14 protein-coding genes are annotated in these 15,175 nt (G+C 55.9%); 10 read left to right on the forward strand and 4 right to left on the reverse strand.

Features of this window, described 5'->3' with window-relative positions; all coding sequences use genetic code 11:
• Positions 1-10 precede the first annotated feature (10 nt).
• The 6 genes from agaW (at position 11) to ACE38U_RS06965 (ending at position 6,418) form a co-directional block, all read left to right on the forward strand.
• Positions 11-793 (forward strand): PTS N-acetylgalactosamine transporter subunit IIC, encoded by a 783-nt coding sequence (gene agaW, locus ACE38U_RS06940; protein WP_038476274.1) that lies wholly within the window; start codon positions 11-13, stop codon positions 791-793.
• Positions 783-1,658 carry a PTS N-acetylgalactosamine transporter subunit IID gene (gene agaE / locus ACE38U_RS06945; protein ID WP_176983125.1) on the forward strand — a complete coding sequence of 292 codons (876 nt, stop codon included), beginning with the start codon at positions 783-785 and terminating at the stop codon, positions 1,656-1,658. Before agaW ends, agaE begins: the two co-directional genes overlap by 11 nt.
• Before the next feature lie 15 nt (positions 1,659-1,673).
• Positions 1,674-2,108 (forward strand): PTS galactosamine/N-acetylgalactosamine transporter subunit IIA, encoded by a 435-nt coding sequence (gene agaF / locus ACE38U_RS06950; protein ID WP_038476280.1) that lies wholly within the window; start codon positions 1,674-1,676, stop codon positions 2,106-2,108.
• 351 nt (positions 2,109-2,459) lie between these two features.
• Positions 2,460-3,617, forward strand: coding sequence for an SIS domain-containing protein (locus tag ACE38U_RS06955; protein WP_038476286.1), 1,158 nt, complete (start codon positions 2,460-2,462; stop codon positions 3,615-3,617).
• A gap of 10 nt (positions 3,618-3,627) precedes the next feature.
• Positions 3,628-4,506 (forward strand): tagatose-bisphosphate aldolase subunit KbaY, encoded by an 879-nt coding sequence (gene kbaY / locus ACE38U_RS06960; protein WP_038476289.1) that lies wholly within the window; start codon positions 3,628-3,630, stop codon positions 4,504-4,506.
• 22 nt (positions 4,507-4,528) lie between these two features.
• On the forward strand, positions 4,529-6,418 hold the full coding sequence (locus ACE38U_RS06965; protein WP_375529394.1) for an alpha-galactosidase: 1,890 nt from the start codon (positions 4,529-4,531) through the stop codon (positions 6,416-6,418).
• Positions 6,419-6,477: 59 nt separating this feature from the next.
• On the opposite strand, the gene ACE38U_RS06970 is transcribed toward ACE38U_RS06965, so the two are convergent.
• On the reverse strand, positions 6,478-7,080 hold the full coding sequence (locus tag ACE38U_RS06970) for a hypothetical protein (protein ID WP_038476295.1): 603 nt from the start codon (positions 7,078-7,080) through the stop codon (positions 6,478-6,480).
• Positions 7,081-7,222: 142 nt separating this feature from the next.
• Positions 7,223-8,089 (reverse strand): 16S rRNA (cytidine(1402)-2'-O)-methyltransferase, encoded by an 867-nt coding sequence (rsmI, locus tag ACE38U_RS06975; RefSeq protein WP_038476298.1) that lies wholly within the window; start codon positions 8,087-8,089, stop codon positions 7,223-7,225.
• A 62-nt stretch (positions 8,090-8,151) separates the two neighbouring features.
• Here rsmI and ACE38U_RS06980 point away from each other — a divergent pair, with 62 nt between their 5' ends.
• The 4 genes from ACE38U_RS06980 to dolP are packed head-to-tail and all read left to right on the forward strand — an operon-like array spanning position 8,152 to position 11,803.
• Positions 8,152-10,230 (forward strand): penicillin-binding protein activator, encoded by a 2,079-nt coding sequence (locus tag ACE38U_RS06980; protein WP_176983129.1) that lies wholly within the window; start codon positions 8,152-8,154, stop codon positions 10,228-10,230.
• Positions 10,188-10,583, forward strand: coding sequence for a YraN family protein (locus ACE38U_RS06985; protein ID WP_038476303.1), 396 nt, complete (start codon positions 10,188-10,190; stop codon positions 10,581-10,583). The genes ACE38U_RS06980 and ACE38U_RS06985 overlap by 43 nt, the downstream gene beginning before the upstream one ends.
• 21 nt (positions 10,584-10,604) lie before the next feature.
• Positions 10,605-11,195 (forward strand): DnaA initiator-associating protein DiaA, encoded by a 591-nt coding sequence (diaA, locus tag ACE38U_RS06990; RefSeq protein ID WP_038476306.1) that lies wholly within the window; start codon positions 10,605-10,607, stop codon positions 11,193-11,195.
• Positions 11,196-11,227: 32 nt separating this feature from the next.
• Positions 11,228-11,803 carry a division/outer membrane stress-associated lipid-binding lipoprotein gene (dolP, locus tag ACE38U_RS06995; protein ID WP_038476309.1) on the forward strand — a complete coding sequence of 192 codons (576 nt, stop codon included), beginning with the start codon at positions 11,228-11,230 and terminating at the stop codon, positions 11,801-11,803.
• 77 nt (positions 11,804-11,880) lie between these two features.
• Here the strand turns inward: dolP and ACE38U_RS07000 are convergent, their stop codons facing one another.
• Positions 11,881-13,791, reverse strand: a complete 1,911-nt coding sequence (locus tag ACE38U_RS07000) for a BglG family transcription antiterminator (RefSeq protein WP_038476312.1) — start codon at positions 13,789-13,791, stop codon at positions 11,881-11,883.
• A gap of 46 nt (positions 13,792-13,837) precedes the next feature.
• Positions 13,838-14,989, reverse strand: a complete 1,152-nt coding sequence (locus ACE38U_RS07005) for a lactonase family protein (RefSeq protein ID WP_176983131.1) — start codon at positions 14,987-14,989, stop codon at positions 13,838-13,840.
• Positions 14,990-15,175 lie beyond the last annotated feature (186 nt).

The raw sequence follows: 15,175 nt of genomic DNA on the forward strand, positions 1-15,175 counted from the left end.
GGTATTTGCTATGGAAATCAGCTTACTGCAAGCGATAGCGCTGGGCCTGCTGGCCTTTATTGCCGGTCTGGACATGTTCAACGGCCTGACCCATATGCACCGCCCCGTTGTCCTTGGCCCGCTGGTTGGCCTCATTCTCGGCGATCTCCACACCGGCATTCTCACCGGCGGCACGCTGGAGCTGGTGTGGATGGGTCTGGCCCCCCTCGCCGGAGCCCAGCCGCCGAACGTGATTATCGGCACCATCGTCGGCACCGCTTTCGCGATCGGCACCGGCGTGAAGCCAGAAGTTGCCGTCGGGGTCGCGGTGCCTTTCGCGGTTGCGGTACAGATGGGCATCACCTTCCTGTTCTCCGTGATGTCCGGCGTGATGGCGCGAGCCGACCGCATGGCGGCTAACGCCGATACCAGAGGCATCGAACGCATCAACTATCTGGCGATGCTCACGCTCGGTATCTTCTATTTTCTGTGCGCTTTCTTGCCGATTTACTTCGGCGCCGATCATGCCAAAACGGCCATTGATATGCTGCCCGCGCGGCTCATCGACGGGCTTGGCGTTGCCGGGGGCATCATGCCGGCTATCGGTTTTGCCGTCCTGCTGAAAATCATGATGAAAAACGTCTACATCCCCTACTTCATTATCGGCTTTGTGGGCGCGGCCTGGCTGAAGCTGCCGGTGCTGGCGATTGCTGCCGCAGCGCTGGCGCTGGCGCTGATGGATTTACTGCGCAAAGACCCGACTCCGCCGCAACCCGCTCGCGCTAAGCAAGAGGAATTCGAAGATGGCATCTGATACCCAAACGCTTTCTCAGGCCGCAGAGCCTGAAACCGTCATCACCAACGGTAACGACAATATCTATGAAGATCAGAATATTGGAGCGGAACTAACGCGGAAAGACATTAACCGCGTAGCGTGGCGCTCAATGCTGCTGCAGGCCTCGTTTAACTACGAGCGCATGCAGGCCTGCGGCTGGCTGTATGGCCTGCTGCCCGCCCTGAAAAAGATCCACACCAACAAACGCGATCTGGCGCGGGCCATGCAGGGGCATATGGGGTTCTTCAATACCCACCCGTTCCTGGTCACCTTTGTTATCGGCATTATTCTGGCAATGGAACGCTCAAAGCAGGACGTGAACAGCATTCAGAGCACAAAAATCGCCGTTGGCGCGCCGCTTGGCGGCATCGGGGATGCAATGTTCTGGCTGACGCTGCTGCCGATATGCGGTGGCATAGGCGCCAGCCTGGCGCTGCAGGGCTCCATCCTCGGCGCTATCGTGTTTATCGTACTGTTCAACGTGGTGCATTTGGGCCTGCGTTTTGGGCTGGCGCACTATGCTTATCGAATGGGGGTTGCGGCTATTCCGCTGATTAAGGCGAACACCCGCAAGGTAGGGCACGCCGCCTCCATCGTCGGGATGACGGTCATCGGTGCCCTCGTTGCAACCTATGTCCGGCTGTCTACTACGCTCGAAATTACCGCCGGTGATGCGGTGGTTAAGCTGCAGTCTGACGTCATCGATAAGCTGATGCCGGCGTTTCTTCCGCTGGTTTATACCCTGGCGATGTACGCCCTGGTGCGCCGCGGCTGGAGCCCTCTGCGCCTGATTTGTATTACCGTCGTTTTGGCCGTTGTTGGGAAGTTTCTTCACTTCTTATAGTCAGGAGAAAAGCAGATGTTAAGCATCATTTTGAGCGGCCATGGAGGCTTTGCCAGCGGCCTGGAGCAGGCGATGAAACAGATCCTCGGCGAGCAGCCGCAGATTATCGCCATCGACTTCCCGGAAACCTCCTCCACGGCGAGGCTTACTGAACAATTTCAAGCGGCTATAGGCCAGCTTGATGAACGCGAAGGGCTGGTCTTTCTCACGGACCTTTTAGGAGGAACGCCGTTCAGGGTCGCCTCAACGCTGGCGCTCGAGAAACCAGAACGCGAGGTAGTCACGGGCATCAACCTCCAGCTACTGCTTGAAATGGTGCTGGAGCGAGAAGGCTTAAACAGCTGCGAGTTTCGCCAGATGGCGCTGGAGTGCGGCCATCGTGGCCTGACAAGCCTGGTCGACGAGATGGCTCGCCACCGAGCCACGGAAGCCAGCGAAGAAGGTATCTGAAGCAAATGACCGGGTAGCCCCTCTCCAGTTTCGCCCCCCGTTTAATGAAAGCGGCCTCCTCTGCTGCTTTCGTTATGCATCATTTTGGCCTGCGGCCTGCTCCGCCGCAGACCTTTCCTTTTCTTTTCCATAACGCTTTAACATCAAAAAATATCTTTTTAAATCATTTAATTAATATAAAAATGACGATCGGCGCCATGGTTTTCGTTTTATTTCTTTTATACGTATTGATCTTATCAAAACCTTTCTATACATTTCCTTTAAGCACTAACAACCTTTAAATGAAATAAAACGAAAGGTCGCCATGCGATCCAGCATGACACCTGACTCTGCAATGCTAAGGACTTAGTCATGAGTGAAACCTCCGTTGCCGCAGGCCGCAGCACTTCCACCTGGACCGAAAGAGAGATTCGCCAACAGCCAGCCAGCTGGATCCGCTCGCTACAGCAGATCGATCGAACTCGCGATCGCATCACCGCCTTCCTGTCTCCACTGCTCGCCGACGATAAGCTGAAAATTATTCTTACCGGCGCGGGAACCTCGGCCTTTATCGGCGACATCATTGCGCCCTGGCTTTCTCGCCACACCGGCAAACAGTTCGTTGCCGTCCCGACCACCGACCTGGTGACAAATCCACTGGACTATCTCACCCCGGAACAGCCAACGTTGCTGGTATCCTTCGCCCGCTCCGGCAACAGCCCGGAGAGTGTGGCAGCGGTGGATCTTGCCAATCAGCTCGTTAAATCCTGCCATCATCTGACCATCACCTGTAACGAAGGCGGCAGCCTCTATCGCAGTGCGCTGGAAGACAGCCGTTCATTGCCGCTGCTCATGCCTGCGGAAACTCACGATCGCGGCTTTGCCATGACGAGCAGCATCACCACCATGATGGCAAGCTGCCTTGCGGTCTTCGCGCCGGAGATAATCAACACCCGATCGTTCCAGGACGTAGCGCACCGCTGCGCGCAGATAATTCATTCTCACGGGGATTTCAGCGAGAGCCCATTTGGTGCCCTTCCCTACAAGCGCGTGGTCTACCTTGGCAGTGGTGGCCTGCAGGGCGTGGCACGGGAAGCCTCGCTCAAGGTGCTGGAACTCACGGCGGGCAAGCTGGCGGCGTTTTACGACACGCCGACCGGCTTCAGGCATGGCCCCAAATCCCTGGTGAATAACGAAACGCTGGCGATCGTGCTGGTTTCCAGCGATCCGTACACCCGTCAGTACGATCTGGATCTGCTGGCAGAGCTGCGACGAGACAGCCTGGCAATGCAGACGATCGCCATTTCGGCAGCAACCAGCCCGGAAATCGAAGCTGGCCCGCACATTCTGCTGCCCGAGGCCGACCGCACGTTCCTCGACGTTGAGCAGGCGTTCTGCTTCCTGATGTATGCGCAGATTTTCGCACTCACCTCGTCCGTTAAAGCAGGCATTACGCCAGACACACCTTCCACCAGCGGCACGGTAAACCGCGTGGTAAAAGGCGTCGTCATTCATCCCTGGAAAGGCTGAGAGGTTCATCATGAGCATTATTTCGACGAAGTATCTGCTTCAGGACGCACAGGCCAGAGGCTATGCGGTACCGGCTTTTAATATCCACAATGCCGAAACCATCCAGGCGATCCTTGAAGTCTGCAAAGAGATGCATTCCCCGGTGATCCTTGCCGGTACGCCCGGAACGTTTAAACACATTGCTTTTGAAGAGATTTACGCCCTGTGCCATGCCTATTCAGAAAGCTACGGCATGCCGCTGGCTCTGCATCTTGATCACCATGAAAGCCTCGCAGATATCAGCCGCAAAGTTAACGCTGGCGTGCGCAGCGCCATGATTGACGGCAGCCACTTCCCGTTTGCAGAAAACGTGCAGCTGGTGAGATCGGTGGTCGACTTTTGCCACCGTAACGACTGCAGCGTCGAGGCCGAACTGGGCCGTCTCGGCGGCGTGGAGGACGACATGGACGTGGACGAGGAGAGCGCTTTCCTCACCGATCCGCAAGAAGCGCGCCGCTTTGTTGAACTCACCGGCGTCGACAGCCTGGCGGTCGCCATCGGTACCGCTCACGGGCTGTATACCAAACGCCCGAAAATAGACTTCAAACGGCTGGGCGAAATCCGCGAAGTCGTCAGCGTGCCGCTGGTGCTCCACGGCGCCAGCGACGTCCCGGACGAGTTTGTGCGTCGCGCCATCGAGCTTGGCGTCTGCAAAGTAAACGTGGCGACGGAACTAAAAATCGCCTTCGCCGCCGCGGTGAAAAGATGGTTTGGCGACAACCCGGAAGGCAACGATCCGCGTTATTACATGCGCGTCGGCATGGATGCGATGAAAGAGGTTGTGCGCAGCAAAGTCGCGGTATGCGGATCGGCTAATAAATTGCTGCCGGAATCAGAAGCAGCCCTGTAACTCACTCCCGTAAGGACCTCTGATGAAGACAATAATAAAAAGCTCTCTACTGATGATGTTACTAAGTCACGTGGCGATGGCCGCACAGTACCAGTTGGAAAACGATAACCTTGCCGTCTCTTTCGACGATTCAGGTTCGGCAGCGGTGATTAAAGACCGGCTTTCCGACCATAAACTGGCGCCCATCGAGCTGTTTTTCCTGACGCTGCCGGATGAAAAGATTCTCCATACCGCCGACTTTAAAATCAAAAACGTCAGCAAAACCGCAGACGCCATTCGGATTGATTACGAACGGGACGACTTCTCGGTCAACGTGACCCTGAAGCTGCTTAAGGAGAAATATGCGGCGGTGGACTATACGCTCCAGGCCAAAGGCCAGCCTCGCGATGTCGCAAAAATTACCTTCTTCCCGACCAAAGGCCAGGCTCAGGCACCTTATGTTAACGGTGCCATCAACAGCTCCCCGATCGTCGCGGACAGCTTCTATATGCTGCCCCAAAAGCCGATTGTGAATACCTACGCTTACGAAACCACCACCAACCTGAACGTCGGACTCAAAACGCCGATTAAAACCGACGCGCCGGTGACCTATACGGTCTACTTCGGAACGTTTGAAGCAACCGACCAGCTCCGCCGCAGCTTTAACCAGTTTATCAACGCCATGCGTCCACGCCCTTATCAGCCCTATCTGCATTACAACAGCTGGATGGACATCGGTTTCTTTACGCCCTACACCGAGAAAGACGTGCTGACGCGCATGGATGAATACGCCAGCGAGCTGATAAGCAAGCGTGGCGTGAAGCTCGACGGCTTCCTGCTGGATGATGGCTGGGATGATTTAACCGGAAAATGGCTGTTTGGCCCGGCGTTTAAGCACGGCTTTGGTGCCATCAAAGAAAAAGCCGACAGCCTGCATACTTCAGTCGGCCTGTGGCTCTCGCCGTGGGGGGGCTACAACAAACCGCGCGACGTGCGCGTTTCACACGCCAAAGAGAACGGTTTTGAAACCGTGGACGGCAAGTTTGCGCTCTCAGGCCCAAACTATTTCCGCAATTTTAATCAGCAAATCATCGGGCTTATTAAAAACGAACATATCACTTCGTTTAAGCTCGACGGCATGGGCAACGCGAACTCCTATATCAAAGGCAGCCCGTACGCCTCGGACTTTGATGCCTCCATCGAGTTAATCAGGAACATGCGGGCCGCCAACAAAGACCTGTTTATCAACCTGACCACCGGCACCGACGCCAGCCCGTCCTGGCTATTCTACGCCGACTCTATCTGGCGTCAGGGCGATGACATCAACGTCTACGGCAAAGGCTCTCCGGTGCAGCAGTGGATAACCTATCGTGATGCAGAGACTTATCGTTCGATTGTGCGTAAAGGGCCGCTGTTCCCGATTAACTCGCTGATGTACCACGGTATCGTCAGCGCCGAGCACGCGTACTTTGGGCTGGAAAAAGTACAGACGGATCGGGACTTTGCGGATCAGGCATGGAGCTACTTTGCCACCGGCACTCAGCTGCAGGAGCTGTATATTACGCCGTCAATGCTGAACAGCAGCAAATGGGACACGCTCGCCGACGCGGCGAAATGGTCACGGGCAAACAGCAGCGTGCTGGTCGACAGCCACTGGATTGGCGGTGACCCAACGCAGCTCGAGGTTTACGGCTGGGCATCGTGGAGTAAAGAAAAGGCAATTTTAGGCCTGCGCAACCCGTCGGATAAGCCGCAAAGCTACTATCTCGACCTGAATAAGAGCTTTGAAATTCCGAACGGTGAGGCCACGAGTTTTACGCTGAAGCAGGTTTACGGCAAGAACGAGACGCTGGCCAACGACTATAGTAAGCCGCTGATTGTGACGCTGAAGCCTTTGGAAACGCTGGTGATTGAGGCCACACAGGTAAACTAATAACGTTATAAGGCCCGAAGGTATGGACTGCCTCCATATCACGGGCCTTATTCATGTTGTTATTCGCAAGATTTTTCTGCCACCAGCACAATACCATGACGAGATTCATCAGGAGACAGGCTCCAAATCTCCGACTCTGGAATGCTTTCTCCGTCATAGCTGACACGCTCCCCATCATAGGGATAGAAGTGACCACTCTCGGTATCCAGCACATACACCTTAACTTGCTTCGATGAACGGGCAATACGCCGCCAAATTCCCTGCCCCCCTGCGTACTGCTCATGATCGCTCATCAGGATCAGATTCTTCTCCAGGATAAGGTGCTCATAAAGCGTGGTTGCGACTCGCGTATCACGTGCCGGGCTGTCGACAACCACACCCTCAACCTGAGTCACGGCTTTCGCTTCCCAGTAACGCTTCACGGCAACAATAGATTCTTCCTGCCTGGTGCTTTTGCGAGGGATAAGATCCAACTTAGCCACAACCAGATGGCGAAGTTCGTTGTTGTCATCAAGAGTGGGTTCGGCATAGATAATCGCCGCCGCAGTTTTATCTTTGCGAAAAACGAATAAAGCGGGTTCACCCAGAATTTCCGTGGTTCCAGAAATATCGAATGCTCTTTCTAATGCTGCAGGGCTGTAGCTGATGGGGTAAACAACCATCCTCGAATCTCCTGGTATCAATACCGGCATAAACTTTAACTCCCTTAAAGTCATTCAGTCATGCACAAATTAACACCAGGGAGTTCGTTTTTTAAACACTAACCGCGTTGCGATGTGAAAACCAGGAGACGGCTCGAGAAAACTATTTCTCGCTGTTTTCTAAAGCATGTTTATACAAAGCATTTTTCTTCACGCCGTGGATTTCGGCAGCCAGCGCAGCGGCTTTTTTCAGCGGTAATTCTGTTTGCAACAATGCAAGCGTACGCAGCGCTTCGGCCGGCAGCTCGTCATCGCTTTGGGCTTTAAAGCCCTCAACAATCAGCACCATTTCGCCTTTACGGCGATTTTCATCTTCCTTTACCCATGCCAGCAGTTCGCCGACGGGGGCACCGTGAATCGACTCCCAGGTTTTGGTCAGCTCGCGCGCCAGCACCACGTAGCGGGATTCGCCCAGCACCGCACAGATATCTTCGAGGCTATCCAGCAGGCGGTGGGTTGATTCATAGAAAATTAGCGTTCTCGGCTCCTGCTCAATGGCCTTAAGCGCATCGCGGCGGCCTTTTGATTTTGCAGGCAGAAAACCTTCGTAGCAGAAGCGGTCGGACGGTAAACCCGCCGCGCTGAGCGCTGCGATGGCGGCGCACGGGCCAGGCAAAGGCACAACGCGAATGCCTGCTTCGCGACAGGTGCGCACCAGGTGATAACCCGGATCGTTAATCAGCGGCGTACCGGCGTCGGACACCAGAGCGATGCTTTGGCCTTCCTTCAGTTTTGCCACTAACGTTTCGGCTTTTTGTTGCTCATTGTGATCGTGAAGTGCGAAGAGTCGCGCATTAATCGCAAAATGCTGCAGCAAAAGGCCGGTATGGCGAGTATCTTCTGCGGCAATCAGATCAACGCTTTGCAACACCGAGAGGGCCCGCTGTGTGATGTCCCCGAGATTGCCGATAGGCGTCGGGACGATGTAGAGCGTACTGGCTGAAATCGCCGCCGTTTCGTGTTGTTTCATTGTCTCATCCGTATTGCCGATTTAATATTGTACATTGGGATATAAAAACCACTGGATACAGAATGCTACCCTCAACCTTGAATCGTTCGAAAGCCGGGCGCTGCCTGCCTGTGTTGCTCGCGGCGCTGATTTTTGCCGGCTGTTCTACTCAAGCACCGGATCAGTCCGCTACGCTGCTGCAGGGCGAGACCACCGCCGGGTCCGCTTACTATCTGCAGCAAATGCAGCAAAGTGCAGATGATAGCAAGACCAACTGGCAATTACTCGCCATTCGTTCCCTGCTAAAAGAGGGTAAACCTCAGCAGGCCGTTGCGTTGTATAACCAACTGCCGCAGCAACTCAACGATGCGCAAGCTCGTGAACAGCAGTTGCTGGTACCGGAAGTGAAGATTGCGCAGAAAGACTTCAACGCCGCCTCTGCCCTGCTGGAAAAGATTGACCCGAGCGCACTCGACAAGGGCCAACAGAGTCGCTACTACCAGGCCGTGATTGACGCTTCCCAGGGACGCCCTTCTTTAGCCCTGCTGCGCGCCTACATTGCTCAGGAACCGCTGCTGAAAGGTGATGCCCATCAGAAAAACATTGATGGCACCTGGCAGGTTTTGTCGCAGTTCTCCCCAGAACAAATGAACAGCCTGGTGATTAATGCCGACGAAAATACCCTGCAAGGTTGGCTGGATCTGCAGCACGTCTGGAGCGATAACCGTAACGATCCAAACATGCTGAAAGCTGGCATTCAGGACTGGCAAACGCGTTACCCGAACAACCCAGGCTCGAAAACGCTGCCAACCCAGTTGGTGAACGTACAAAACTTCAAGCCGGCCTCAACCGGTAAAATCGCCCTTCTGCTGCCGTTAAACGGCCAGGCAGCGGTGTTTGGTCGCGCCATTGAACAAGGTTTTGAAGCGGCAAAAAATAACGGCGTTGCGCCGGTTACCGCCGTGCAGTCAGCCGCACCGCCTGTAGACCCGAATGCACAGCAGCAGGTTTCCCCGCCGCAGGAGCAACCTCAAGCGCAGGTAGACCCGAATGCAGCCGTGAGTCCGGCAAGCGCGTCCGTCAGTGACCTGACTGACCAAAAAGCACAGGCCGCGACACCACAAACGGCAACGCCAGCCGCGCAGCCTGATGCACAGACTGCGCCAGCCGTTGCAGCGAGCCCGGCTTCAGAAATTAAAATTTACGACACCAGCAGCCAGCCGCTCTCACAGGTTCTGGCTCAGGCACAGCAGGACGGCGCCACGCTTGTCGTCGGCCCACTGCTGAAAAACAATGTCGATCAGCTAGCCAGCACCAACAGCCCGCTGAATATTTTGGCGCTCAACCAGCCAGAAAACGTCCAGAACCGACCAAACATCTGCTACTTCGCGCTTTCTCCGGAAGATGAAGCCCGCGACGCCGCAGACCACATCTGGCAGCAAAACCACCGTAATCCATTGATGCTGATTCCAGCCAATGCCCTGGGCGACCGCGTAGCGAAAGCCTTTGCCACCGAATGGCAGAAGCTGGGTGGCAACCTGGTGCTGCAGCAGAAATTTGGCTCAATCAGCGATCTGAAGCGCGGGATTAACAGCGGCTCCGGCATCGCCTTAACCGGCACGCCGGTGAACACACCGTCCAATACGCCTCCGGGCGTGACCATCGGCGGGCTTACAATTCCAGCGGCACCGACCGACGCACAAATCACCGCAGGCAGCAGCGGCAACGTCGACGCGGTATATATCATTGCCACCGCAGAAGAAGTTGCTCTGATCAAACCGATGATTGCGATGCGTACCGGTAGCCGCAGCAGCGCTCAGCTGTATGCCAGCTCGCGCAGCTCGCAGGGCGTTAACGGCCCGGACTATCGTCTGGAAATGGAAGGATTGCAGTTTAGCGAAATCCCGATGCTTTCCGGCGGCAACCCGCAGCTGATGCAGCAGGCGTTACGCAGCGTCAATAATGACTACTCGCTGGCGCGCCTGTATGCGATGGGCGTGGATGCCTGGACGCTGGCAAGCCATTTCTCCCAGATACGCCAGGTGCCGGGTTACCAGGTGAACGGTAACACCGGGCAACTGACCGCCAGCCAGGACTGCGTCATCAACAGGAAATTAAATTGGCTGCAGTTCAGTCAGGGCCAGATAGTCCCGGTATCCTGAACCGCCAGCAACGCGGCGCGCGCTATGAACAGCAGGCGCGCCGCTACCTCGAGCGCAAGGGACTGCGCTTCGTTGCGGCGAACGTGCATGTTCGCGGCGGCGAAATCGACCTCATAATGAAACAGCAGCAGGTTATCGTCTTCGTAGAGGTGCGCTTTCGGCGTAACGATAAGTTTGGCGGTGCAGCCGCCAGCGTCACCCGCAGCAAACAACAGCGTCTGTTATACGCCGCGCAGGTTTGGCTTAGCGGCAGCGGCAAAAGTTTTGATACTGTAGATTGCCGTTTCGATGTGTTAGCTTTCACCGGCAATGAAATAGAGTGGCTGACCAACGCGTTTGCCGCCGATATCTAAAAAACTCCAGGTAGAATCAACGTGCTTGAAAGAATCAAAGGCTGCTTCACGGAAAGTATTCAAACTCAGATTGCCGCAGCGGAAGCCCTGCCGGACGCCATCTCCCGTGCAGCGATGACGCTGGTTCAGTCTTTACTGAACGGCAACAAAATCCTCTGTTGTGGCAATGGGACCTCCGCCGCCAACGCACAGCATTTTGCTGCCAGCATGATCAATCGTTTTGAAACAGAGCGTCCTAGTTTACCGGCCATTGCACTTAATGCAGATAATGTGGTCTTAACCGCGATCGCTAACGACCGTCTGCATCAAGAAGTGTATGCCAAACAGGTTCGTGCGCTGGGCCACGCCGGGGACGTTTTGCTGGCTATTTCCACCCGAGGCAATAGCCGTGATATTGTCAAAGCGGTTGAGGCAGCCGTCACCCGCGACATGACCATCGTTGCGCTGACGGGCTATGACGGCGGCGAACTGGCAGGACTGTTGGGGCCACAGGATGTTGAAATCCGAATCCCTTCTCACCGCAGCGCCCGCATCCAGGAAATGCATATGCTGACGGTAAACTGTTTATGCGATCTGATCGACAATACGCTATTTCCGCACCAGGATGGCTAATAGCTAATTTTGAGATAGGAGAAGGAATGAACATGAAGGCCATTACGCCACTCGCAGTTCTTATTTCCGCGTTGTTGCTGCAAGGCTGCGTCGGTGCCGTTGTTGTGGGAAGCGCCGCCGTTGCGACAAAATCCGCGACCGACCCGCGTACCGTCGGGACGCAGGTTGATGACAGCACGCTTGAGTTACGCGTGAACAGCGCGCTCAGCAAGGATGAGCAAATCAAGAAAGAAGCACGCATTAACGTGACGGCTTACCAGGGCAAAGTGCTGCTGGCCGGCCAGTCGCCAACCCCAGACCTCTCTTCTCGCGCGAAGCAAATCGCGCTGGGCGTAGACGGCGCAGCCGAAGTCTATAACGAAATTCGGATTATGCCTCCGGTCGGCCTGGGCACCGCGTCGAGCGATACGTGGATCACCACGAAAGTTCGTTCTCAGCTGCTAACCAGCGATCAGGTGAAGTCTTCTAACGTGAAAGTCACGACGGAGAATGGCGAGGTGTTCCTGCTTGGCCTGGTGACCGAACGCGAAGGTAAAGCCGCGGCGGACATTGCCAGCCGAGTAAGCGGCGTGAAGCACGTGACCACCGCGTTCACTATCCTGAAATAACGGCCCCTCACCCTAACCCTCTCCCCACAGGGGAGAGGGGATAAGCCATAGCCCTTTTAACTAAGGGCCATTGACGATTACAGCTTACTCAGGCACTCCATCGCCACCGCTTTAAAACTGTCAAAATCCTTGCTGTCGCGCAGCCGAATCATCGCCCGCTCGCGCAGGAACGTCACAAACAGGTCGTAAATCGCCATCGCCTCTTCGTATTCACTTTTGCTGATAGCCAGCAGGAAGATCACGTGCGCCGTTTCGTCGCCCCAGCTGATACCGTGCGGTGCCAGCACGGTGTAGACCACGGTTTTTTTCGCCAGCAGGCCTAACGAGTGCGGCAGCGCAATGCCCTCACCCAACATGGTGCTGACGATCGCTTCTCGCTCCACCACCGACGGATGGAAATCTGAGTCAACGACACCTTCCCGCTCCAGCTGCTCGCAGAGCGTCAGGAATAGCTGCTGCTGGGTCATCGGCTGGTCGATAATACGAAAGTGGCTGGCATCAAAGAATTTCTCCAGCATGTAAGGGCGAGTTCTGTCCACCAGTACCAGCTTGCCAAGCTGCTCCAGCTGATAGTCGGTCGGGAACGGCGCCATCATCACAACCGGCTTTTCTTTCTCGCTGATGCGCGCCGTGCTGATCACAAAATCTTCATCCACCGCGTCGAGCTGTTCGTAGTCGCGCAGGGAAATAATGTGGGTTACTTCCACCTGCGGATATTTACGCAGCAGCATGGCCTGCAGCATGCGCACCGTCGAGTTGCCGGTATCACAAACCAGCAGCACGCGAGGATGACGCTGGTAGCCAATGTTGTAGTGGCGCTCCAGGCCAACGCCGATATGCAGCACCAGAAAACCAATCTCGTTCTCGCTAATAGCGTAAGGCGTGTATTTTCCCCAGCTTGAGACCGCCGCCAGCGTCATGTCGTAAGCCAGCGGATAATGCTGCTTGATGTTGGCCAGCAGTGGATTCGGGATGTTTATCTGGTAGCGTACCCGGGTGATCATCGTTTTGATGTGGGTGAGCAGGTCGGCGTGCAGCTGCTCGTCACCGAGCAGGTTGTAGTTATAGTGGGTGTTGATGTAGCGCAGGATGTAGTTAACCAGCGCTTCGTCATCGTCGGCATTGATCGCGCTCGGCGCCACTTCCTGCACCTGCCGTGAAGCAATATGCACCTGCAGCCACTGCTCTTCGGCTTCCGCCAGGGGTTTACCCGCCAGCTGCTGCATCAAGCCGGCAATCTGGCGCGCGGCCTCTTTCACCTGTATATCGACGTTATCCGCCGTGAACTCCGGCAAAGGATAGCCCTCGCTGATGCGGCGCACCGCCACCGAACAATAAAGACGAATAAACTGCTCGCCCTCATCGGTTAAGCGGATGCGGCAGCGGGTAAAACAGTCATGCAGCGAGCTGGTGAGCTGCTCAGGCACGCCCGCGTTAAGGGCTTCTTCGGTCAACAGGGGATTTTCGCTGTCCTCTAAGGTCAACTGCCACAGCAGATCCGTCAGGCAGGCGCGAATAGACGTTTCGCTGCCGAACAGCTTCATGCCGTGGCGCGGGCGCGTCTCAATGGTCAGATGGTAGCGGTTGAACCACTCACGCACCTCCGCCATATCGCTTTGCAGCGTGGCGCGGCTGACAAACCACTCTTCGGCCAAATCTTCGAGCTTCAGTGAAAACGCCGCCGTCAAAAAACGCACCACGAGGTAATGCACGCGTTCTGGTGAAGTACGTGGGATACGCAGCTGGCGCGGGCGATGCTGAACCAGCTCGCCGTAACGTTCAGCATCCTCGATATTCAGCTGATAGCCCGCGCCACGGGTCAGCGTAAACTGAGCCCCGAAGCCGGCCATCAGCGCATTAAGCGCCGTGATATCGGCTCTTACCGTGCGGGTAGAAACGGACAAACGCCGCGCCAGTTCATCCTGGGGCAGCGTTTCGTTTTGCAGCATCTCAAAAAGCTGAGCCAGCCGTTGATTGGGGAATCTCACTACCGTTTCCTTTGGTTATCGGGGCACACTGGCGCCCCGTCCTGCTTTACTTAAACGGGGTGAAGACCATCTGCGACGGGCTTCCCACCGCCGTATAATCCTCGATAAAGGTTAATTTACCGTTGCCCGGCGCCACGCTAAAGCGAGTGATATTGTCGCTGCGCTGGTTCAGGGCATAAAGATGTTTGCCGGTGCTGTCCAGCGTCAGGCCTCGTGGATAGTCGCCACGCGTCCAGATATCGTCCTGATGTGTAAGCTCGCCGTTAGAGCCCACGCTGAAATGTGCGATGCTGTTATGCAGACGGTTGGCCACATACAGCTGCTTGCCGTCGTGGCTCAATACCAGGCCCGCCGCAAAGCTTGTGCCCTTATAGCCTTTTGGCAGCGAAGAGATGGTCTTCCCTTCGGTCAGCGTGCCTTTTTCGCGGTCGAGCTTGTAATGGCTAAGCGTAGAGGCTTCTTCGTTAATCAGCCACAGGCCTGAACCGTCCGCAGAAAAGACAAAGTGGCGTGGCCCTGCGCCTTTTGAAGAGGCGGAGATGAACGGCGGATCGTTTGGCTCCAGCACGCCTTTGTTTTGATCAAAGCGATACTGGTAGATCCGATCCAGGCCAAGATCGGTCGAGAAAACAAACTTGCCGCTCGGATCGGCGGCAATCATATGGGCATGCGGGCCGTTATGATCGCTGGCGGCGAAGCTACCTTCTACCGCTGCTTCTGGTTTCGCCGCGCCCGGCTCGCCGCTGTCCTGATGTTTGTCGCTGGCTTCCTGCAGGCTGCCGTCGGCATTAACCGGCAGCACGGCGATAGAGCCGCTCACGTAGTTTGCCACCAGCAGGTGCTTGCCTTGCGGCGTCAGAGACAGGTAAACCGGGCCAGCGCCACCGGAAGAGACCTGGTTTAGTTCGGTCACACTTCCGTCATCGCCTACGCGCAATGCTGCTACCACGCCTTTCTCCGCTTCGCTGGCAACGTACAACGTCTTGCCGTCCGGCGACGCGGTAAGCTGCGCGGCGTTTGGCAGCGAGCTAACCAGCGTTTTCTCGCTAAGCGCACCGGTTTTGGCGTCCACCTGGAAGCGATAAAGACCTTCGCCGTTCGGGTTGTAGGTGCCAACCCAGGCATAATGGCTTTGCGCCGCGCTGTTGCCGGCGGCGAGTAAGGCAAATGAAGCAACAAGCAGAGTGCGTGCAGACATGCGTTTGTCCTCGAAGTGTGGTTGATGAGGATTATACCCTCACCCTAACCCTCTCCCTAAAAGGGAGAGGGGATCTTTCTTTTCCCCCTCGCCCTTTTGGGGAGAGGGGATCTTTCTTTTCCCCCTCGCCCCTTTGGGGAGAGGGGACCTTTCTTTTCCCCCTCGCCCCTTTGGGGAGAGGGGATC

The organism is Cedecea selenatireducens (assembly GCF_042138895.1).
Classification (GTDB): Bacteria; Pseudomonadota; Gammaproteobacteria; order Enterobacterales; family Enterobacteriaceae; genus Cedecea; species Cedecea selenatireducens.